This window comes from Candidatus Solirubrobacter pratensis (assembly GCF_000425945.1).
Lineage (GTDB): Bacteria > Actinomycetota > Thermoleophilia > Solirubrobacterales > Solirubrobacteraceae > Solirubrobacter > Solirubrobacter pratensis.
Window position 1 is genome coordinate 518,437 of the sequence record NZ_AUEK01000006.1, and the last position, 21,351, is coordinate 539,787.

At 73.1% G+C, this 21,351-nt stretch carries 17 protein-coding genes; 12 read left to right on the forward strand and 5 right to left on the reverse strand.

Going from position 1 to position 21,351, the window contains the following annotated elements:
- Positions 1-6 precede the first annotated feature (6 nt).
- Genes H958_RS0106205 through H958_RS0106215 form a run of 3 tightly spaced genes read left to right on the forward strand, consistent with a single transcriptional unit; the run spans position 7 to position 6,190 of the window.
- Positions 7-1,992, forward strand: coding sequence for a RecQ family ATP-dependent DNA helicase (locus tag H958_RS0106205; protein WP_028058022.1), 1,986 nt, complete (start codon positions 7-9; stop codon positions 1,990-1,992).
- A 44-nt stretch (positions 1,993-2,036) separates the two neighbouring features.
- Entirely contained in the window at positions 2,037-4,610 is a 2,574-nt protein-coding gene (locus tag H958_RS0106210) for a hypothetical protein (protein WP_156027733.1), read from the forward strand.
- A gap of 11 nt (positions 4,611-4,621) precedes the next feature.
- The gene (locus H958_RS0106215) at positions 4,622-6,190 is read left to right on the forward strand and encodes an acyl-CoA carboxylase subunit beta (protein WP_028058024.1); all 1,569 of its coding nucleotides are present in this window, start codon (positions 4,622-4,624) and stop codon (positions 6,188-6,190) included.
- Here the strand turns inward: H958_RS0106215 and H958_RS45955 are convergent.
- Complete coding sequence (locus H958_RS45955) at positions 6,187-6,342, reverse strand: hypothetical protein (protein WP_156027734.1); 156 nt, start codon at positions 6,340-6,342, stop codon at positions 6,187-6,189. The genes H958_RS0106215 and H958_RS45955 overlap by 4 nt on opposite strands.
- A 239-nt stretch (positions 6,343-6,581) precedes the next feature.
- Between H958_RS45955 and H958_RS0106225 the strand changes: the two genes are divergently transcribed.
- A complete protein-coding gene (locus H958_RS0106225) occupies positions 6,582-7,574 on the forward strand; it encodes a Dyp-type peroxidase (protein WP_028058025.1) in 993 nt (330 codons plus the stop codon).
- Positions 7,575-7,584: 10 nt separating this feature from the next.
- Entirely contained in the window at positions 7,585-8,640 is a 1,056-nt protein-coding gene (gene ligD / locus H958_RS0106230) for a non-homologous end-joining DNA ligase (RefSeq protein ID WP_028058026.1), read from the forward strand.
- A gap of 8 nt (positions 8,641-8,648) precedes the next feature.
- Here ligD and H958_RS0106235 read toward each other — a convergent pair whose 3' ends face one another.
- Positions 8,649-8,876 (reverse strand): hypothetical protein, encoded by a 228-nt coding sequence (locus H958_RS0106235; RefSeq protein ID WP_028058027.1) that lies wholly within the window; start codon positions 8,874-8,876, stop codon positions 8,649-8,651.
- A 62-nt stretch (positions 8,877-8,938) separates the two neighbouring features.
- Positions 8,939-9,781, reverse strand: coding sequence for a lytic transglycosylase domain-containing protein (locus H958_RS35430; protein ID WP_051323896.1), 843 nt, complete (start codon positions 9,779-9,781; stop codon positions 8,939-8,941).
- A 461-nt stretch (positions 9,782-10,242) separates the two neighbouring features.
- On the opposite strand from H958_RS35430, the gene H958_RS0106245 reads away from it, so the two are divergent.
- Positions 10,243-10,656, forward strand: a complete 414-nt coding sequence (locus H958_RS0106245; RefSeq protein ID WP_028058028.1) for a hypothetical protein — start codon at positions 10,243-10,245, stop codon at positions 10,654-10,656.
- Between the two features lie 4 nt (positions 10,657-10,660).
- Here the strand turns inward: H958_RS0106245 and H958_RS0106250 are convergent, their stop codons facing one another.
- Positions 10,661-11,818, reverse strand: a complete 1,158-nt coding sequence (locus H958_RS0106250) for an alpha/beta fold hydrolase (protein WP_081685654.1) — start codon at positions 11,816-11,818, stop codon at positions 10,661-10,663.
- 131 nt (positions 11,819-11,949) lie between these two features.
- Here H958_RS0106250 and H958_RS0106255 point away from each other — a divergent pair, with 131 nt between their 5' ends.
- From H958_RS0106255 to H958_RS0106265, 3 genes are read left to right on the forward strand one after another with little or no spacing between them, the layout of a single operon-like run.
- Positions 11,950-12,732 (forward strand): hypothetical protein, encoded by a 783-nt coding sequence (locus tag H958_RS0106255; RefSeq protein WP_028058030.1) that lies wholly within the window; start codon positions 11,950-11,952, stop codon positions 12,730-12,732.
- Positions 12,733-12,757: 25 nt separating this feature from the next.
- Positions 12,758-14,452, forward strand: a complete 1,695-nt coding sequence (locus H958_RS35435) for an alkaline phosphatase D family protein (RefSeq protein WP_051323898.1) — start codon at positions 12,758-12,760, stop codon at positions 14,450-14,452.
- Entirely contained in the window at positions 14,449-14,646 is a 198-nt protein-coding gene (locus H958_RS0106265; RefSeq protein WP_028058031.1) for a hypothetical protein, read from the forward strand. The genes H958_RS35435 and H958_RS0106265 overlap by 4 nt, the downstream gene beginning before the upstream one ends.
- 140 nt (positions 14,647-14,786) lie before the next feature.
- On the opposite strand, the gene H958_RS0106270 is transcribed toward H958_RS0106265, so the two are convergent.
- Positions 14,787-15,359, reverse strand: a complete 573-nt coding sequence (locus tag H958_RS0106270) for a histidine phosphatase family protein (RefSeq protein ID WP_028058032.1) — start codon at positions 15,357-15,359, stop codon at positions 14,787-14,789.
- Between the two features lie 11 nt (positions 15,360-15,370).
- On the opposite strand from H958_RS0106270, the gene H958_RS0106275 reads away from it, so the two are divergent.
- From H958_RS0106275 to H958_RS0106285, 3 genes are all read left to right on the forward strand, one after another.
- Positions 15,371-17,128: an acetyl/propionyl/methylcrotonyl-CoA carboxylase subunit alpha gene (locus H958_RS0106275; RefSeq protein WP_028058033.1), complete on the forward strand. Its 1,758-nt coding sequence runs from the start codon at positions 15,371-15,373 to the stop codon at positions 17,126-17,128.
- Between the two features lie 76 nt (positions 17,129-17,204).
- Positions 17,205-18,497, forward strand: coding sequence for a M20/M25/M40 family metallo-hydrolase (locus H958_RS35440; RefSeq protein ID WP_051323899.1), 1,293 nt, complete (start codon positions 17,205-17,207; stop codon positions 18,495-18,497).
- A 170-nt stretch (positions 18,498-18,667) separates the two neighbouring features.
- Complete coding sequence (locus H958_RS0106285; RefSeq protein WP_028058034.1) at positions 18,668-21,289, forward strand: M1 family aminopeptidase; 2,622 nt, start codon at positions 18,668-18,670, stop codon at positions 21,287-21,289.
- Positions 21,290-21,351 lie beyond the last annotated feature (62 nt).

Here is a 21,351-nt window from a genome sequence, read left to right on the forward strand (position 1 = left end):
GAGGGCGTGCAGCGCGCCCTCGCCTCTCTCGCCGCCGTCTTCGCCGACCCGGGCGCCCCGGACGCCGCGACGGCCTTGGACGAGCTGCGCGCCCGCTGGCACGAGCTCAGCGGTGACGAGCGCAGCGCGCTGACCCCGCTGGCGCGGCTGGCCGCGGAGCGCGTCGCCGCCGCGCCGAAGCCGGACCCCGATCCGGACGGCTATTGGGCGCACCTCGCGGAGATCGCGCCGGAGGAGGAGCCGGCCGAGGCCCCGCCGCCGCCGGTCGCCCGCGCGCCGCGCGCGGACGTCACCCCGGAGGGCCTGCTCTCGCTGCTGGGGCTCACCGCGTTCCGTCCCGGCCAGCGCGACGCGGTCCAGGCCGCGCTGGACGGCCGCGACGCGCTCGTGGTGATGCCGACGGGCGGCGGCAAGAGCCTCTGCTACCAGCTCCCGGCGCTGGCCGGCGAGGACCTCACCGTCGTCGTGTCGCCGCTGATCGCGCTGATGCGCGACCAATGCGCGCGGCTCACCGATCTCGGCCATCCGGCCGTGATGCTCGCCTCCGGCGGCGACGGCGAGACCAACCGCGCCGCGCTGGCGGACATCGCGGAAGGGCGCGCGACGGTCTGCTTCGCGGCACCTGAGCGCTTCGCCTCGGCGGCGTTCCGCGGCGCGATCGCACGGCGCGCGATCGCGCTGTTCGTCGTCGACGAGGCGCACTGCGTGAGCGAGTGGGGCCACGACTTCCGCCCCGACTACCTGCGCCTGGCGTCGGTCATCGACGAGCTCGGCCACCCGCCGGTGATGGCCTGCACGGCGACGGCGACGCCGAAGGTCGCGGAGGAGATCGTCGGCCGCCTCGGGCTGCGCGAGCCCGAGCGCGTCCGCTCGGGGTTCGACCGCCCGAACCTCTCCTTCGACGTGCTGGCGTTCGACGGCGATGGCTCTGTCGCGCGCAAGCGGTCCACGCTCGTCGCGGGCCTGTCGCTGGACGAGAGCCGTCCCGCCGTCGTCTACTGCGGGACGCGCAAGAGCACCGAGGAGATCGCGGCGCTGCTCGCCGGTGAAGGGCTGAAGGTCTCCAGCTACCACGCCGGGATGCCCGCCGGCGCGCGCTCCGCGGCGCAGGACGCGTTCATGCGTGGCGAAGCGGAGGTCGTCGTCGCCACCAACGCGTTCGGGATGGGCGTCGACAAGGCCGACGTGCGCTCGGTCTGGCACTGGGCGCTTCCCTCCAGCCTCGAGGCCTACTACCAGGAGGCCGGGCGGGCCGGGCGCGACGGGCTGCCGGCGCGCGCCGTGCTGCTCGCCTCGCGCTCGGATCTCGGCCGGCTCGTGCGCTTCATCCGCGAGGCCGAGGTGACCGTGGACCAGGTCGGCGCGCTGGTCTCGCGCATGCGCGCGCAGGGCGGAGGCGGCGAGCTCGAGGCCGGCGACGATCGCGACCGGATCCTGCTCGCCGTCGCCGAGCGGGCCGGAGCGCTGAAGCTCACGCCCGGCGCGGGCGGCCGCATCCACGTCGAGCTCGCCGGCACGCTGGACCGCGCGCGCACCGCCCAGCTCTGCCGGGCCGCCACCGACCGCCGCTGGCAGTCGTACCGCTCGATCGAGCGCTACGCGAGCAGCGAGGGCGTCTGCCGCCGCCGGCAGCTGCTCGATCACTTCGGCGACTCCACGCCCGGCCGCCCGGCCGGCCGTTGCTGCGACGTGCACGACCCGCCGGACTGGATCCCCCCGGTCGTCGTGGCCGCCAAGCGCCGCGGCTCGCCGCCCGCCGACGACGGGCCGCCGGTCTCCGACGCCGAGCTGGCGCCGCTGAAGGCGTGGCGCCGCGAGCGGGCCGACGGCAAGCCGGCATACACGATCGCCAGCGACGCCACGCTGCGCGACGTCGTCCGCCGCCGGCCGCGGACGCCGGACGAGCTGCTCGAGATCAAGGGAATCGGCCCCTCGTTCGTCGAGAAGCACGCGGGCTCGCTGCTGGCGCTGCTGCAGCAGCCCAAGACGTAACCAACTGCGACACCGAGCGGCGTCGCGCCCTAGCGTTGCGCGGCGTGAGGAGAACCTTCGTCGCCATCGCCGCCTTCTTCGCCTTCGCCGCGCCCGCGCAGGCCGACTTCAGCGTCACGCCTTCGACCACGCAGGCGGGCGCGCCCGCCGACGTCGCCATCCACGCGGACTTCGCGACCTCGCCTGCAAGCGTCGCGCTGCACCTGCCGCCCGGTCTGGTCGGCGATCCGAACGCCGCTGCCCGTTGCCCGCTGCAGACGTTCCGCACGGGCAGCTGCCCCGGCCCGTCGCGGGTCGGCGACGCGTCGGCGACGACGGTCCTCGGCCCGCTCAGCGGCGGCGTCTACAACCTCGAGCCCGAGCCCGGCGAACCGGCGCGCCTGGGCATCGCGATCGAGCTGCTCGGGCTGATCCCGCTCGTCCGCAACGAGGCGGCGATCACCCTGCGACCCGACGGCGGCCTCGACTCGACGATCGCGCAGCTGCAGAACGGTGGCTTCGACATCAGCGCGCTCGACCTCACGCTCGACAGCTCGTTCATGACGCTGCCGACGTCGTGCATCCCTGCGACGACGACGATCGAGGCGCCGCCGAACGCGCCGCAGACGGCCTCCTTCACGCCCACCGGCTGCGATCGCGTGCCGTTCACGCCGTCGGTCAGCGCCAGCCTGGAGACCACGCAGCGCGTCGTCCCCAGCGGCGCGACGGTCGCGCTCTCGCTCCCGGCCGGCCAGTCGCACGTGCGCCGCGCCGAGATCGTGCTGCCGCAGGGCACGACGCTCTCGCCGGGCGTCGCGAACGGGCTGGAGGCGTGCACCGCGGCGCAGTTCGCCGGCGCCGGTTGCCCGGCGGGCTCGGAGATCGGCGCCGTCAGCTTCGTCACGCCGCTGCTCGGCAAGCTCGGCGGCACGGTCTACTTCGGCGACGGCTTCCGCCTCTACATCCTCGTGGCGGGCAGCGGCGTGAGCGTCAAGCTCGCGGGCGACGTGCGGCTGGACCCCGCCACCGGCCAGATCACGACCGTGTTCGACAACCTGCCGCAGGTCCCGTTCACGTCCTTCGCGCTGACGTTCCAGGGCGGCGCGCACGCGGTGCTCGCCAACCCGCCGACGTGCGGGCCGAAGACGGTGTCGGCGCTGCTGACGCCGTGGAGCGGGACGGCGCCGAAGACCGCGACCGCGAGCTTCACGATCGACGGCTGCGCGACCGCGCCCGCCTTCGCGCCCGCGCTGCGCGTCGCGGCCGGCTCGACCGCGGCGGGCCGGCCGGCCGGCGCCGTCACGCTCGACGTCTCGCGGCCGGACGGCTCGGAGGACATCTCCCGCGTCACCACCCAGCTCCCGCCCGGACTGGCCGGCAGCCTGAAGAGCGTGCCGGTCTGCGCCGACGGCGCGGCCGATGCCGGCAGCTGCCCGGCCGAGACCCGCGTCGGCTCGGTCACCGCGCTCGCGGGAAGCGGCGCCGCGCCGGTCACGCTCGCCGGCACCGTCTCGCTCACCGGCCCCACCGACGGCGGCCTGGCGGGCCTGGCGATCGCGATCCCGGGCAAGGTCGGCCCCGTCGATCTCGGCACGGTCGTGGTGCGCGCCGGCATCGCGCTGCGCGCCGACGGCGGGCTGACCGTGCGCACGCGGCCGCTGCCGCGGCTCGTCGGCGGCGTCCCGGTCTCGATCCGGGAGCTCGCGCTGACGCTCGACCGCCCCGGCTTCATCCTCAACGCCTCCAGCTGCGCCGCCCAGCAGGTGACGGCGATCCTCGACGGCGCCGGCGGCTCGCAGGCGACGGTCGCGGCGCCCTACCAGGCGACCGACTGCGCCGGACTGCGCTTCGCGCCGCGCCTGGAGGCGACGGTCGGCGCGCGCGGGAAGACCGGCAAGGGCGCCGCCGCGCCGCTGCACGCCGTGATCACCGTGCCCGACGGGCAGGCCTCGACGGCGAGCGCCGACGTGGCGCTGCCGAAGACGATCGGCATCGCCGGCAAGCGGCTCAACAACTATTGCGAGGCGCCCAAGCTCGCCGCCGGCGCCTGCCCTGCAAGCTCGCGGATCGGCTCCGCCGTGGCCACGACGCCGCTGCTCGCGGCGCCGCTCACCAGCGCGGTCACGCTCGCGGCGCAGAACGCCGGCGACCTGCCGGGGCTGTCGCTGACGCTGACCGGGCCTGTGACGCTGCCGCTGTTCGGCAAGGTCATCCCGCCCGGGGCCGACAGGCGCATCCACAACGTGTTCGCCGGCATCCCCGACGTCCCGCTCGAGCGCTTCGACCTCTCGTTCACGAGCGCGGCGCCGCTGACCCTGCAGAGCGACGCCTGCCACGGCGCGCGGCAGAGGGTCAGCGGGACGATCGCGGCGCACAGCGGCGCGATCGTCAGGATCAGCGCGCCGCTGAAGGTCGCCGGCTGCCCGCCGGTGGTCGCGCTGACGCGCCGCGGGAGCCGCGTCACGCTGCGGGTCACCCGCGGTCGCGACGCCCCGGCGGTCAAGCGCGTGACGCTCAACGGCCGCCGCGCGAAGACCCGCACGACGACCGTGCGCACGGCGCGCCGGACGTTCCGCGTCGTGGTGCGCGACGCCGGCGGCCAGACCTGGACGTTCAAGCCGAAGCCCAAGCGCCGTTAAAGTCGTCGCTGATGCGGCAGAAAGCTCCTGAGACATTCGCGGAGCGGCTCGCGCAGCTCGAGGAGCTGCGCACCGCGGCCGTGCACCACGCCTCCGAGAAGGCGGTCGAGAAACAACACGCGAAGGGCAAGTACACGGCCCGCGAGCGGATCGAGAAGCTGCTCGACCCGGGCTCGTTCCAGGAGCTCGACACCTACGTCCGCCATCGCACGTCCGAGTTCGACATGCAGAAGAACCGGCCGTGGGGCGACGCGGTCGTGACCGGCCACGGCACGATCGACGGCCGCCGCGTGTGCGTCTTCAGTCAGGACTTCGCGGTCTTCGGCGGCTCGCTCGGCGAGGTGATGGCCGAGAAGATGTGCAAGATCATGGACCTGGCGGCCAAGATCGGCTGCCCCGTGATCGGCATCAACGACTCGGGTGGCGCGCGGATCCAGGAGGGCGTCGTCTCGCTCGGCGCGTACGGCGACGTGTTCCTGCGCAACGTCCGGGTGTCGGGCGTGATCCCGCAGATCTCGCTGATCATGGGCCCGTGCGCGGGCGGCGCCGTCTACTCGCCCGCGATCACGGACTTCGTGTTCATGGTCAAGGAGACCTCGCACATGTTCATCACCGGCCCCGACGTGATCAAGACGGTCACGGGCGAGGAGGTCGAGTTCGAGGAGCTCGGCGGCGCGATGAGCCATTCGACGAAGTCCGGCGTCGCGCACTTCGCGGCCGAGGACGAGGACCAGTGCCTCGAGGATGCGCGGTACCTGTTCAGCTTCCTGCCGTCGAACAACCTCGAGACGGTGCCGCGGGTCCAGCCGTCCGACGACCCGACGCGCCAGGACGCCGAGCTCGACGGGATCGTCCCCGACAGCGCCAACAAGCCCTACGACATCCGCGACGTCGTCCGCTACGTGGTCGACGACGGCGAGTTCCTCGAGGTCCACGAGCACTACGCCCGCAACATCGTCGTCGGGTTCTCGCGGCTGAACGGCTACGCGATCGGGGTGGTCGGCAACCAGCCGAAGGCGATGGCCGGCGTGCTGGACATCGACGCCTCCGCCAAGGCCGCGCGCTTCGTCCGCTTCTGCGACGCGTTCAACATCCCGATCCTGACCTTCGTCGACGTCCCCGGCTTCCTCCCGGGCACCTCGCAGGAGTGGGGCGGCATCATCCGCCACGGCGCCAAGCTGCTGTACGCCTACGCCGAGGCGACCGTGCCGAAGATCACCGTCATCACCCGCAAGGCGTACGGCGGCGCCTACGACGTCATGGCGTCCAAGCACCTGATGGCCGACTTCAACTTCGCCTGGCCGACGGCCGAGATCGCGGTGATGGGGCCGGAGGGCGCGGTGAACATCATCCACCGCCGCGACATCGCCTCCTCACCGACGCCGGACGAGCGCCGCGCGAAGCTGATCGACGACTACAAGGCGACGTTCGCGAACCCCTACACCGCGGCCGAGCGCGGCTACGTCGACGACGTGATCATCCCGCACGAGACGCGGCCGAAGGTCATCGCGGCGCTGGAGACCCTGCTGACCAAGCGCGAGCCCGGGCCGAAGCGAAAGCACGGGAACATCCCGCTCTAGCCCTCGATCCCGCACCACACGCGGCGCACGGCCACGAGGTCGGTGAGCGAGCACCAGATCTTGCGGTCGGGCGAGAGGAACTGCGGCAGCGTCGTCTGCGGGCTCACCGCCCAGCGGGTCGCGGTGATGCGGGTGCCGTTCCAGTGCCACACGCGCGTCTTGGACAGCGAGGGGAAGCAGTGCGGATCGCTCGGGAGCGCGCGCCCTGCTTCTCGCGCAGGTCCGAGCCGGCGCGCGAGAGGCTCGCGCCGTGGCGCTGGGTCAGCACGCGCCGCCAGCTGCCGCGCTGGCGCCTGGGCGAAGCGCACGGCGGGCACCTCCGGGCTGGGCTTGGAGGCCGACCCTATCCGCGGCACGCCCGCGGCGGCAAGCTCGATTAGGCTTGGACGCCGTGCCCGAGGCTGAGCCGCAGCGGATCCTGACGCCGTTCACCGAGGCCGCGATCTTCCTCGTCCTGCTCGTGGAGGAGGGGGCCGACGATGACGTGCGCGACGTGCTGGCGGACGTCCAGGGACTGCGCCGCTCGGTCGGCTTCCGGATCCCCGAGGCGGAGCTCAGCTGCGTCACCGGCATCGGCGCCGAGCTGTGGGACCGCCTGTTCGGCCGCCCCCGGCCGGCCGGGCTGCATCCGTTCCTGGGGATCGAGGGCGACCGGCACACCGCGCCGTCGACGCCTGGCGATCTGCTGTTCCACATCCGCGCGCACCGGATGGACCTGTGCTTCGAGCTCGCGCAGCACCTGGTGGAGCGGCTGTCCGGCGTCGCGCGCGTGATCGACGAGGTGCACGGCTTCCGCTCGTTCGACCAGCGCGACCTGCTGGGCTTCGTCGACGGCACGGAGAACCCCGAAGGCCCCGACGCGTTCGACGCGGTCGTGATCGGCGAGGAGGACGCGGCGTTCGCCGGCGGCAGCTACGTCCTGATCCAGAAGTACCTGCACGACCTCGAGGCCTGGGATGCGCTGCCGGTCGATGAGCAGGAGCGCGCGATGGGCCGCACCAAGCTCAGCGACATCGAGATGGCCGACGACGTCAAGCCGCCCAACTCGCACATCGCGCTCACGGTGATCGAAGGCCCCGACGGCGAGGAGCTCCAGATCGTCCGGTACAACATGCCCTTCGGCCGGGTCGGCGCGGGGGAGTTCGGCACGTACTTCATCGGCTACGCGCGCACCCCCGACGTGCTCGAGGAGATGCTGTCGAACATGTTCCTGGGCAAGCCGCCGGGCACCACCGACCGCATCCTGGACTTCTCGACCGCCGTCACCGGGAACCTGTTCTTCGTGCCCGCGGCGGAGTTCCTCGACGATCCGCCGCCGGGACCCGCGCGAGCGGCCGCGACGGCCGGCGAGGGGTCGCTCGGCATCGGCGCGAACCGTCGGTAGGTTTGCGCTCATGCCGGCGACCGCCGTAGAGATCGACGCGGGCGGGCAGGCGCTGCGCGTCACCAGCCCGGAGCGCGAGATCTTCCCGGCGACCGAGCGCACCGGTCCGGTCACCAAGCTGCAGGTGGTCGAGTACTACCTCGCCGTCGGCCCGGGGATCATGCGCGCGCTGCGCGAGCGCCCGGTCACGCTCGAGCGCTGGCCCAAGGGCGTGCACCCGGGCATGGTGCTGTCCACGCGCGAGCAGCGCAGCGGGGGCGACGCGTTCTTCCAGAAGCGCGTCCCGAAGGGCGCGCCGCCGTACCTGGAGACCGTGCGGATCCAGTTCCCCTCCGGCCGCTCCGCCGACGAGATCTGCCCGACGGAGATCGCGGTCGTCGGCTGGGCGGCGCAGATGGGGACGATCACGTTCCACCCGTGGCCGGTGCGGCGCACCGACGTCGACCACCCCGACGAGCTGCGGCTGGACCTCGATCCCCAGCCCGGCACCGACTTCGCCGACGCGGTCCGCGTCGCCGCGACCGCCCGCGAGCTGCTGGACGAGCTCGGCTTCACCGGCTTCCCGAAGACGTCCGGCGGCCGCGGGCTGCACATCTACGTGCGGATCGAGCCGCGCTGGACGTTCACCGACGTCCGCCACGCCGCGATCGCGTTCGGGCGCGAGCTCGAACGGCGCCGGCCCGGCGAGGTCACGACGAAGTGGTGGAAGGAGGAGCGCGGCACGCGCGTGTTCGTCGACTACAACCAGAACGCCCGCGACCGCACGATCGCCTCGGCCTACAGCATCCGGCCCAAGCCGGGCGCGACCGTCTCCGCCCCGCTGGCGTGGGACGAGCTGCCCGATGTCCAACCGGAGGACTTCACCGTCGCGAGCATGCCGGCGCGCTTCGCCCAGGTGGGCGACCTGCACGAGCGCATCGACGACGCCGCGCACTCGCTCGAGCCGCTGCTGGAGCTCTACGAGCGCCAGGGCGACGTCGACATGCCGTATCCGCCCGACTACCCGAAGATGCCGGGCGAGCCCAAGCGCGTGCAGCCGAGCCGCGATCGCGACCGAAAGGCATGAAGCGCCGGTCAAGCGCGCTGGCCGCGGCTCTTGCCGACCACGATCAGCAGGACGAAGCCCATCAGGAGCGTGTGCTTGAGCGTCAGCATCTCTTGCGCCCAGCCGGGCAGCGCAACCGACGGCAGGTCGATCGCTGGAAGCGGCACGACGCGGAGGAGCATGTTCAGGAGGATCGCCAGGACAACGGCCCCGGCGACGGTCCGCGCGGGCGAGCGGGCAGGTCGGTCGTCGGTCATTGGATCATGGTGGAACCGCGCCGGGCCGCCTGCACCGGCCGCGAGTCGGTGCATGACCAGACTTAAGGATGAGGCGTGCCCGGTCCGGTGACGCGCCGGGGGCCGACGTACACCTGCCACGCGTAGTACGCGAGGAACGAGCGCTCGTCGGCCCGCATGCGCGCGGCGAAGCGGCGCACGGCGCCCACGTAGGCCGTCGAGTGGTTGTAGGCGTACAGCGCGCCGTCGAGGTCGCGCCGGGCGCCGGCGTGCTCGAGCAGGTTCGCCGCGCCGAGGATGGCGTCGTGCGGATCGTCGATGTCGCCGCCCATGCCGTAGCGCCGCCAGGTCGCGGGCAGGAACTGCATCGGCCCGCGCGCGCCCGCCGCGCTGGCGCTGCGCACGCGTCCGAACGCGGACTCGACGAAGTTGACGGCCGCCAGCACCGACCAGTCGACGCCGAACCGGCGCTGCGCCTCGGCGTAGGCGGAGCGGAGCACGGCGGCGGGGGCTGCCGCCGCTACCTTCACACGCGGCGCGCGGCCCGGCGAAGCCGGGATCGCCGCGAGCCGGCGCCGCGCGACGACGGTGTCGCGCGCCTCGCCGCGCACCTCCTCGGCGACGCGCGCCAGCGCCGCGTCGCCGAGCCTCCGGCTCGAGCCCATGAGCCGGAGCATCCGCTGCTGATAGAGCGCGAGGTAGGTGACGTCGTCAGGGACCTCGGCGGCCGGGTCCCAGCCGTCGATCGCGGCGCGCAGCCGGCGGGTCGTGACCGTCAGCGTGGAGGCCAGCGCCGCAGGGTCGCGCGGGATCGCGGCATCGGGGGCGGGCAACGGCTCCGTGAGCCCGGGCTCGAGCGACTCGCGCGCCGCGGCGGCCGGGACGAGGGCGGCAAACGCGAGCAGAACGGCCGGCGCGCGTCTCACTGAACCCAGGCTAGCCGCCTACGTGCCGCCGGAGGGCCCGCGGAGGATCTGCTCGAGGCATCCGCGAGCGCCGGTCGACGGCCGGCCACGTCCCATGCTGACTATGCGCCGTAGTCGTCCGGCATCCGGGCGTCCTCATCCCGGTATACCGGAGGCTCCGCCCGGGGGGAGAACCGCGCGGGACTCACGTCCTTGTAGAGGCCCCGACATCGTCAAGCTCAACCAGATCGGCACAGCTTCGGCGGCCACCCGATCGGCCTCGAGCACACGGGGCGGGGTCGACAGCCGCACGCTGCTCTGGTCGCAGGCGTCGCGCAAGGGGGACTGACGCCCTGGGAGGGCGGCGCCCCGGCGCCGCCCTCGATGGGCCGCCGCCTTCGCCGTCACCGGACCGCCGCTGCGCGCTACGGTCCAGTCAGAGGAGAGCGGTCGCGTTGGGCTTCTTGCACCGTCGGCGGGCAGTGGAGGTGGAGATCCGGGCCGCGGAGGACCCGCGCGACGCGCTGCGGCGGATCGTCGACCAGGCGGTGCTGCTGCAGGGATTGGCGGAGGACCTGCTGGAGGGCATCCGCCGGCGCCGGTCGCTGGCGGAGCTCGCCCGCCCCGGCGGCGCGCTCATCAGCCGCTTCTGCGACCTGCGCGCCGCCGTCCCGCAGCCGGCCGACCCGCAGCTGCGCGCCACCGCCCGCATCGTGTGCGAGACGCTCGACCACCACGCCCTGATGCTCTCCTACTCGCTCGCGCTGCTCGGCGACCTGCGGCCTGAGCGCGTGCAGCAGCAGCTCGACACGCTCGACGGCCTCGGCCCTCCGGCCGAGCGGCTCCGCGCGATCCAGCACGAGCTGACGCGCCAGGCCGGCTACGCCGCGCCGTGAAGCGTCAGGAGAGCGCGGCGACGTCGCGCATCATCGGCCGCCAATGCTCGCGCAGCGCCTCGCGGCCCATGAACAGCCCGAGGTGGCCGGCGCCGCAGAGCCGGCGCGCGACCTGCTCCGGCGGGGTCGACGTCGCGCCGTCGAGCGCCCACACCTGCTCCGGCGGCGTGATGTGGTCGCGCTCGCCCGCCAGCAGGAACAGCGGGCAGTCGATCTTGCGCAGGTCGACGCGCTCGCCGCCGACCTCCAGGCGGCCGGTGATCAACCGGTTGTCGTGGAAGAGCTTCTCGACGATCCAGAGGAAGAAGGCGCCCGGGATGTCCTGTGTGTACTTGAACCAGTCCTCGAACTGGCGATAGCGCTCGACGGCCGTCTCGTCGTGGATCTGCGCGAGCAGCCGGAACTGGCGCCCGACCTCGTTCTGGGGACCGATCAGGACGAAGCCGTGGAGCATATGCTCGCCGCGCAGCACGCCGCCGCCGGAGGCGACGAGCCCCTCGTAGAACGCCATCGAGCCATGCGGCGTGCAGGCGTCGACCCATTTGGCGATCGCGCCGTCGCCGGCGCGGAAGTCGATCGGGGCGCCGGCGATCGTCAGCGTGTTCACCGCGTCGGGACGCAACGCCGCCCACAGCGTGGCCAGCCAGCCGCCCTGGCAGTCGCCGACGAGGTTCACGCGACCGCCGGCGAGCTCCACCGCGCGATCGAGCACCGCGACGTAGTCCTCGACCGTCGCGTCCTTGGTCGCCTGCGTGGCGCCCTTCCAGTCCAGCGCCAGCACGCGCTCGAGCCCGGCGTCGCGGATCTCGCCGATCTGGCTCTGGGCGGGCGCGTAGTCGACGATGCACGAGTCGTGCCCGGCCTGGGGTGGGAGCACGAGCGTCGGCACGACGCCTTCCCCCGCGCCCAGCGAGAAGTCGCGCAGGCGCGCGATCGGCGTCTCGAGCACGACCTGGTTGGGCAGCGACCAGCCGGGCCTGCGGCGCCGCGTCGTCGCCGACCACCAGCGTGCGCCGTCATGCGCGACGCTCGCGGGGGTCGCTCCGCGGCGCGCCGCAGCGCGCCAGTACTCCGCCAGTCCGTTCAGGCCAGCTGACCAGGCCGCCATCCCGTCGTCCAGCAGCGCTGCGCCGGCGGGGCTTACCCGAAAGTGGTACGTCATGGTCAGACATCTTGCTATACGCGCCGGTCGGGTTCATTAGACCCGCCCCAGCCGGCCGTGAGCACAGTGTGCGCGAGCCTGGCGCGGGCGGAGATTTGAGCCTCGGAATCCGACGATGCGCAGGTGAAGCGATGCATCGATCCCCTCATGGACGCGCGCTCGCGCTGGGCACGGGGCTGCTCATCGCGTGCGGGCTCGCCGTCCCCTCGGCCGCCCACGCGGCGATAGCGGCCTTCCCGATGCGTCCGGTGGTGACGGTCCTCGGCGACTCAGTCATCGCGACCGGGCTGCCGTCGGGGCATACGACGCTGACGGCGACGCGTCCGGACGCGCTGACCGGCAGGCCCGTCTCGATCGGCAGGTTCGTCGCCGGGGCGTCGCCGTTCTCCTCCTTCACGGTCAACACGACCGGCGCGTCGTTCATGCGACCGGCCGGGGACTGCTGGCAGAAGGGCGCGCTTCAGTCGCCGGTGACGCCGGACCTGCTGCAGGGCGACAAGCTCGTCTTCGCCGCCACGGGGCTGTTCGGCTCGGCGTGGACCACGACCGTGACGGTCGGCGCTCCGTTCTCGGGAGCGAGGCCCGGAGCGGTCCCGGCGTGCGCGAGCCTCGCGCCGTGGGCGCGCAACGAGATCACCGGGCTGCCGGACGGCGCCAGCGGCGCCTCGGCAACGACCTCCGGCGTCGCGCAGAAGCTCGCCACAGGCGTGTCGCTGACCGCCACCGACGGGTCGGCGACGACCGATGCCGTCCACGTCGCGCCGGATGCGGACGGCAAGTGGAGCGCGACGCTCGACCTAGGCCCGCTCGCGAGCGGCCCGATCACGGTGACGCCGGTGTTCACGGTGCCCGACGTCGCCACGGGGGACGCCGTCCACCTCGCGGGGCCGCCGGCGACGCTCACCAAGGGCTAGACCAGGGCACCGGCTCGCCCCGGCCGTGCCGCTCGACCGCCGCCGGACGAGCCGGCGCGGCGAGCGCCGCTCGGGCTCCTCGGGACCGCCGAACACGATCATCGTGCCCGGTACTCTCGCGCTCATGCTCACCCGCCGCCAGCTGCTTCGCCGCTCGGGCGCCGCAAGCGCCGTCGCCGTGCTCGCGCCTCAGACGGCGCTCACCGCCGTCGCGTCGCCGCGGGCGCGAGCGTCCGCGCTGCTGCGGGGCGGCACGTTCTCGCAGGGTGTGCTGTCCGGCGATCCGACGCCGAACGGCATCACGCTGCTGACGCTGCTCGACGACGTCGCGGGCGCGGGCTCGGTGCGGCTGGAGGTCGCCACCGACCGGGACTTCCGCAGGGTCGTGGCGAGCAGGTCGATCGCCACGAGCGGGGCGCGCAACCACTCGGTGAAGGCGCGGCTGAAGGGCCTCAAGCCGCACGAGCGCTACTTCTACCGCTTCGAGACACGTGACAAGCACTCGCCGGTGGGCCGCTTCCAGACGGCGCTGCCGGCGGACTCCACGCAGCCGGTGCGGTTCGCGTTCTTCTCCTGCGCCGACTACACGCACGGCTACTACAACGCCTACGAGCTGATGGCGCGCGAGGACGTCGACTTCGTCGTCAACCTCGGCGACTACATCTATGCCGAGGCCTACCACACGCGCAAGGGCGGGACGGGCGTGCGCGACGACAAGACGGCGCGGACGCTCACGGGCTACCGCGACAAGTACGCGCTGTACCGCTCCGACGCGGCGCTGCGCGACGTGCACGCGAGGTTCCCGATCGTCTCGATCTGGGACGACCACGAGGTGCAGGACAACTACGCGGGCGCCGCTCCCCGCGGCGGTTTGGCGCCTGACAAGCACTACAGCGCCGCGCGCCGCAAGGCCGCCTACAAGGCCTTCTTCGAGGCGATGCCGTTCTTCCCGCAGGGATCGAGCCGCATCTACCGCGACCTCACGTTCGGCAAGACCGTCGACCTGATCATGCTCGACCAGCGCCAGTACCGGGCCGATCAGCCGTGCGGGGACGCGACGGCCGGCCCGGCGTGCGCCGACTTCGCCGCCCCGCGGCCGTTCCTCGGCGGCACGCAGATGGCCTGGGCCAAGCAGCGGCTGCAGTCCTCGCAGGCGGCCTGGAAGGTGATCGGCAACGAGGTGATGATGATGAACACGAAGGTGGGCCCGGCCACCTACCTCAGCTTCGACTCCTGGCAGGGCTACCACGCCGAGCGCGAGGAGCTGCTGGCCCACATCCAGGCCAAGGGCATCAGGGACGTGGTCTTCGTCACCGGCGACATCCACACGTTCTTCGCGGGCGACGTGCGCACCGCCGACAGCACCGGCCAGACCGTGGCGCTCGAGTTCGTCGGCGGCTCGATCACCTCGCAGGGCCTCGGCGAGACCGACCTCGACCTCGGCGGCGGGAACGTGCTCAAGGGCAACGACCGCAGGCCGGCGACGCCGCCGGCCGTCATCGACGCGCTGCGCGGCCTGAACCCATGGGTCGACCAGGCCGACTTCGACCACCACGGCTACGGCCTGGTGACCGCGACGCAGACGAGCTTCGACGTCACCCTCAAGCGCGTGCCGACGATCAAGAAGCGCTCGCGCGCGGCGCTCCCGAGCCTCGGGTTCACCTACTCCGTGGCGCGCGGGCAGGCGTCGATCAAGGGCGTCAACGGGCCGCCGGCATGAACCGCCGCCCGCGTCTGGAGCTGCGCGGGAGCAGCGCTTCGCCCGAGGAGGCGGCCGCGGTGATCGCGGCCGTCGAGCGCTTCATGCGCGACACCGCGCCGCCGCCCGCGCCGCCCGCGAGGCGGCCGAGCCCGTGGATCCGCGCGGCGCTGCTGGAGGGCGTGAACCGCGACCCGTGGGGATTCACGGGGTAACCGGCCGGCACGGCGGCCCCATTGTGCCGGCCGGCCGGTTCCCGCTCGGACTGAGCTTTCGCTCAGCTGCCACCCCCTCGAAGGCCCCAGGATGAGGGCGGCGTAGAGCACCAAACGCCGCCCTCGCGGAGAACTTGCGGTCAGCTGACTGACAGTTGCGGCGTCCAGGCGTACGCGAGCAGCCGGTGGCGGGCGACGACGGTCGCGCTGCAGTTCGCCGGCCCGGCGAGCCGCCGCGAGTCGACGCCGGTGAGGTGGACCACCGCGGCCCGCACCACGCCGCCGTGCGCGACGACCAGCCAGCGCCCGCCCGCGGCGAGCAGCTCGTCGACCACGACGCCGACGCGCTCCACCAGCTGCGCCCACGTCTCGCCGCCGGGCGGCGTGAGCGGGCCGCCGCGCCAGCTCGGCTCCGAGCCGGACGGGAAGTCAGAGATCGGCCGTCCCTGCCACTCGCCGACGTCGATCTCGCGCAGCCGCCGGTCGGTCGGCGCCTCCGGGTGCCCGAGCAGCGCGGCGGTCTCCTGCGCGCGGATCAGGTCCGACGCGATCACCCGGTCGGGCGCGACGCCGTCGAGGGCGTGCGCGAGCGCGGTCGCCTCCTGGCGGCCGAGATCGGTGAGGGGCGGATCGGCCTGGCCTTGCAGCCGGGCCTCCGCGTTGTAGGTCGATTCCCCGTGCCTGACGAGGATGATGCGATCACGAGCTAGCATGCCGCGGCCTGATGTTCGCAAAGGTGCTGGTCGCAAATCGCGGCGAGATCGCCGTCCGCGTCATCCGCGCGCTCGATGAGCTCGGGATCGCGTCCGTCGCCGTCTACTCGGAGGCCGATCGCGACGCGCAGCACGTCAAGCGCGCAGGCGAGGCCTACCTGCTCGGGCCGGGTCCGGCCGCCGAGTCCTACCTCAAGATCGACAAGCTGCTCGAGGTGCTCGAGCGCTCCGGCGCCGAGGCGGTCCACCCCGGCTACGGCTTCCTCGCCGAGAACGCCGCGTTCGCGCGCGCGCTCGAGGAGGCCGGCGTCACGTTCATCGGGCCGCCCGCCTCGGCGATCGAGGCGATGGGCTCCAAGACCCGCGCGCGCGAGCTGATGCAGGGGGCCGGCGTGCCGATCGTCCCCGGGACGACGGAGCCGGTGGAGACGGTCGAGGACGCCGCGAGGATCGCGGAGGAGATCGGCTACCCGGTCGCCGTCAAGGCGGCGGGCGGCGGCGGCGGGAAGGGCTTCCGCGTCGCGCTGGAGGCGGACAAGCTCAAGGAGGCGTTCGAGGGCGCGGCGCGCGAGGGCGAGAAGTTCTTCTCGGACGCCACGGTGTACCTCGAGCGCTACCTCCCGGACCCGCGGCACGTCGAGGTGCAGGTGCTGGCCGACGCGCACGGCGGCGTGGTGCACCTCGGCGAGCGCGACTGCTCGATCCAGCGCCGCCACCAGAAGCTGATCGAGGAGTCGCCGGCGCCGCTCGTGGACGACGAGCTGCGCGCGAAGATCGGCAGGATCGCCGTCGACGCGGCGCGCGCGGTCGACTACCGCGGGGCGGGGACGATCGAGGGCCTGCTGCAGGACGGCGAGTACTACTTCCTCGAGATGAACACGCGCGTGCAGGTCGAGCACTGCGTGACCGAGGCGGTCACCGGCGTGGACATCGTGCGCGAGCAGATCCTGATCGCCGCCGGCGAGCCGATGGCGTTCGGCCAGGACGACATCCGCTGGCACGGGCACGCGATCGAGTGCCGCATCAACGCCGAGGACGCGGCGAAGAACTTCGCGCCCGCGCCGGGGAGGATCGCGCACTACCGCGAGCCGTCCGGCCCCGGCGTGCGCGTGGACTCCGGCGTGCTGACGGGCTCGGAGATCACGCCGCTGTATGACCCGATGGTCGCCAAGCTGATCGTCTGGGACGCCGACCGCGAGAAGGCGACGCGGCGGATGTCGCGCGCGCTGGAAGAGTTCGAGATCGAGGGCCTGAAGACGCTGATCCCCTTCCACAAGGCGATCATGGCGTCCGAGCAGTGGGCCAAGGGCGAGACCTGCCGCGACCTGATCGAGGACCGCTCGTGGCTCAAGCAGCTCGCGTTCCCCAAGGTCGAGAAGCAGGACGGCGACGCGCCGGAGCTGATCGAGCGCGACTACGTCGTCGAGGTGAGCGGCAAGCGCTTCGAGGTCAAGGTGCACGGCGAGGCGGCCGGCGCGCCGGCTCCGGCGGCGGGCACCGACAACACCCGTCCCGCGCCCAAGCGCGAGGCGCGCCGGGCGCCTGGCGGGGGCGGCGGCGACACGCTCGTCAGCCCGCTGCAGGGCAACGTCTTCAAGGTGCTGGTCGAGCAGGGCGCCGAGGTCGAGGAGGGCGCGCTGATCGCCATCATCGAGGCCATGAAGATGGAGAACGAGATCACGGCGCACAAGGCCGGCACGATCAAGGAGCTGCCGATCAAGGAAGGCGGCTCCGTGACGGCCGGCGACACCATCGCGGTCATCGCATGAGCGGCGAAGCCTCGCCCTTTGGGCTCGTTTCGCCGGGAGTGTTCGCCCTGCGGGCGAAACTCCCCGAGGTGTCGCGATGAGTCTGCTCGAGGAGCTGGTCGAGTGGCTCCGGATCCCGTCGGTCTCGGCAGGCGCGCGCGACGAGGCGGCGCTGGCCGCCGCGGCGGAGTGGGCGGCCGAGAAGGTGCGCCGCGCCGGCGGGACGGCCGAGCTCGTGCCGACGCCCGGCGGCGCGCCGCTGGTGGTCGGCGAGCTGCGCAGCGAGCGCGTGAACGCTCCGACCGTCCTGATCTACGGCCACTACGACGTCCAGGATCCGGGCGATCTGTCGAAGTGGACGTCGCCACCGTTCGATCCGACGATCCGCGACGGGCGCCTGTACGCCCGCGGCGCGTCCGACGACAAGGGCAACTTCTTCCCGACGCTCTACGCCGCCTGCGAGCTGGCCGCGGCGGGCGAGCTGCCGCTGCACGTGCGCGTGCTGGTCGAGGGCGCCGAGGAGACCGGCTCCGACGACGTCTACCAGTGGGTGCTGGCCGACGAGCGCGGCGCGGATGCGGCGATCGTCTTCGACTCCGGCATGGTCGACGCCGACACGCCCGCGCTCACGCTCGCGACGCGCGGCATGGTGTTCGCGAACGTCGAGGTCCGCACCGGCGCGCGGCCGGTGCACTCGGGCATGTACGGCGGGGCGGCGCTGAACGCCTTCCACGCGCTGCACGCCGCGCTCGGCGCCGTGCTGCCGGGGCCGGACGGGCGCCTGCCCGAGCCCCTGCGCGCGGGGCTGATCCCGCCCGCCGCCGAGGAGGTCGCGGGCTGGGGCGCGCTGCCGGACGGCAGGGCGTCGCTGGCGGAGGTCGGCGCGCGCCCCTCCGACGCGACCGCCGAGGCGCAGTTCTGGACGCGCACCGGCGCCGAGCCGTCGATCGACGTCAACATGATCGCCGGCGGCGAGGTCCGCACGATCGTGCCGGAGCTGGCCCGCGCGACGGTCTCGGTCCGGCTCGCCGCCGGGCAGTCGAGCGCCGAGATCGGGGCCGCGCTGGAGCGGCTTTTGCGCGACGCGCTGCCCGCCGGCGCGGAGCTGAGCTTCAAGTACGACGGCGCCGAGCCCTCGCGCTTCGATCCGGCGCTGCCGGCGCTGCAGGCCGCGCGGCGCGCGCTCGGCGAGCCCGCGCTCGTGCGCTCCGGCGGCACGCTGCCGATCCTCGCGGCGTTCGGTCAGCGCGGCATCCCGGCGATCGTCGGCGGCTTCGCGCTGCCCGACGACCGGATCCACTCGCCCGACGAGTCCTACCGCCTCGCCGGCCTCGACCAGGGCGCCGAGGCGGCGCGCGCGCTCTACCGGGAGCTCTCGGCGCTCACGTAGCCATGCTTCGCGGCCGGCTCGCCGCCCCGCGGCGAGCTGCGGCGCGTTGACCGATCTCCACGGCCGGTTCGCGGCGACGGGCCCGTTTCTCATCGTCGTCCCATCCGGTTTCTTGCAGCGTGGCGCGCTTCTGGGTCTGGGCACGCCGTGCCCGCAAGAGGGGGTTGCATATGGAGGGTCGGAAGGTGCGCGCCACGGGCGCGGCACTGCTCACGCTTGCTTTGTCGGGACTGGCGGCGGGACCGGCGTTAGCCGCGCCCGGGGTCTCCGTCTCCACGGTCAGCTCGCTGAAGGGGGGCGCGACGGCGGGGACGCTGACGGGCACGGTCCTGAACCGGACGAGCCGCGCGACGACCGCGACAGTCACGGTGCGGATCATGCGCTACGGGACGAAGGCGCCGGCGGTCGGCAGCACCGCGGTGCGGGTCGGCGCCAACGGCGCGGCGGCCTATCGCGTCGCCGTCAAGCTCCCGTCCCGCCTGAGCCGCGGGAACTACTACCTGTCCGCCTGCACGCCGTCGGGCACCGGAGCGGGCGAGCTCGGCTGCGCGACCTCGGACGCCGACGTGCTGATCAAGGGCGGGACCGCGATCCGCGGCCCGAAGGTCCAGCTGCCCGCGCTGCGCAGCGGCGCCAAGGCCGCGGCCGAGGACTGCACCTCGGGCGCGCACACGCTGGCCGCGCCCGGCGAGCGCGTCTATCCCGAGGCCGGCAACGGCGGCTACAAGAGCATCCACACCGACATCTACACGGTGTACGACGCGATCGCCAACCTGCTGCTGCCCGGCACGCACGTCGACCTGCAGCAGCGCTCGTCGCAGTGCCTGAGCGACTTCAGCCTCGACTTCGACGCCCACAACGGGCTCACGATCGGCGGCGCGCCCGGCACCGACATGACCGTCTCGTCGGTGGCCGTCAACGGCCAGCCGGCGACGTTCAAGCTCGTCCAGCCGACCTATCCGGGCGACCCGAAGGGCCAGGACGATCCCGATCCGCTGGCGCACCGCTCCGGGCTCAACATCCCGATCAGCGCGACCAACCCGAACCCGCCGGCCTGCGCGCCGTCGGTGTCGGGCACCGCGGGCCTGGACCAGCCGTGCCCGGCCACCAAGCTGGTGGTCACGCCGTCGGCGCCGATCCCGAGCGGCACCGACTTCACGGTGACGGTGAGCTACACGGGCCGGCCCGGCATCCGCGCGCAGGGCGACGGCCGCTCCGAGGGCTGGTTCCGCAACGCCACGCCGGGCGGCGAGGGCGCGATGGTCACCTCCGAGCCGCTGGGCACGATGGCCTGGATGCCGCTCAACGACCACACCCGCGTGAAGCCGACGTACGACGTCTATGACACGGTCACCAAGGGCAAGGTCGCGATCGGCAACGGGCGCCTGATCAGCAACGGCGACAACGCGCCGGACGCGAACTTCCCTGGCGGCTCGACGAGCTGGCACTGGAAGTCCTCGGAGCCGGTCGCGGCGTACCTCGTCGAGAACAGCATCGGCAGCTTCGACTGGAACGAGCGCGTCGGCGCGAACGGCGTCGTCTACTTCGAGGCGCAGGACTCGGCCATCGCGCCCGCGCGCAAGGCGCTCAACAAGGTCGCGATGGACCAGCAGGAAGACATCACGCACTTCCAGGAGCAGTTCAACGGGCCGTTCCCGTTCAACGCCGACGGCATCGTCGTCGCGCTGCCGAACGCGAGCTTCGAGGAGGAGATGCAGACGAAGATCGTGTTCGTCGGCGGCACGATCGGCGGCAACCAGGGCACGAACGTGGGCACGTTCGCGCACGAGAACATGCACCAGTGGTGGGGGGACAACGTCTCCTACTCCGACCACCGGTACACGTTCTTCAAGGAGGGCCAGGCGACCACGGCGGAGTACTTCAACACCGGGCTGATCGCCGCCAAGGCGGCCGGCGGCCAGGGCACGCCGGCGGGCGACGCGGCCTTCGAGGCGAGCATCGCGAACTCGTTCAACGCGCAGTACCGCACGACCTCGAGCACGTACTGGACCGTCGCGCCGTCCAACCCGACCTCGGCGAACCTGTTCGGCAACTCGAACACGTACACCCGCCCGGGCATCTCCTACGTCGCGCTGCGCGCGATCCTCGGCAAGGACAACTACACCAAGGTCCTCCAGGACGCCCAGAAGAACTACGGCGGCGGCTCGATCACCGAGGCACAGTGGGAGGCCGAGTTCCACAAGTTCATGCCGAACCAGTCGGCCGACTGCTCGGCCCGGCTCGACGAGTTCTTCAAGCAGTGGTGGGACACCGCCTACCCGCCGGGCGGCGGCGTCAACAAGCCGTCGATCACGGGTCCCGGCCTCAACGGGACGAGCTTCTACAACTCCGCCGGCGGCTGCACGAACGGCGTCGGCGGGACGGTCCCGGCGACGCTGAGCCTGTCGCTGGGCGCGCCGGCGAGCTTCGGCGCGTTCGCCCCGGGCGTCGCGAGCACCTACACCGCGGGCATGACCGCGACGGTGATCTCCACGGCCGGCGACGCGACGCTCAGCGTCGCCGATCCGAGCACGACCGCTCCGGGACACCTCGTCAACGGCGCGTTCGCGCTGCCGTCGGCGCTCAAGGCGTCGGCGACGAGCCCGGCGGGCACCGGCGCGCCCGGCGGCGCCGTCTCCGGCACGCCGCTCAACCTGCTGACCTACACGGCACCGGTCAGCAACGACGGGGTCGCGGTCACGTTCAGCCAGGACGTCGGCGCCACCGACGCCCTGCGCACCGGGTCCTACGCCAAGACCCTGACGTTCACGCTGTCGACCACGACGCCGTAACGCGATCCGTCCGGTCCCGTCCCCGCTTCGCGCGGGGACGGGACCCGCGGGTTGACTCGCGC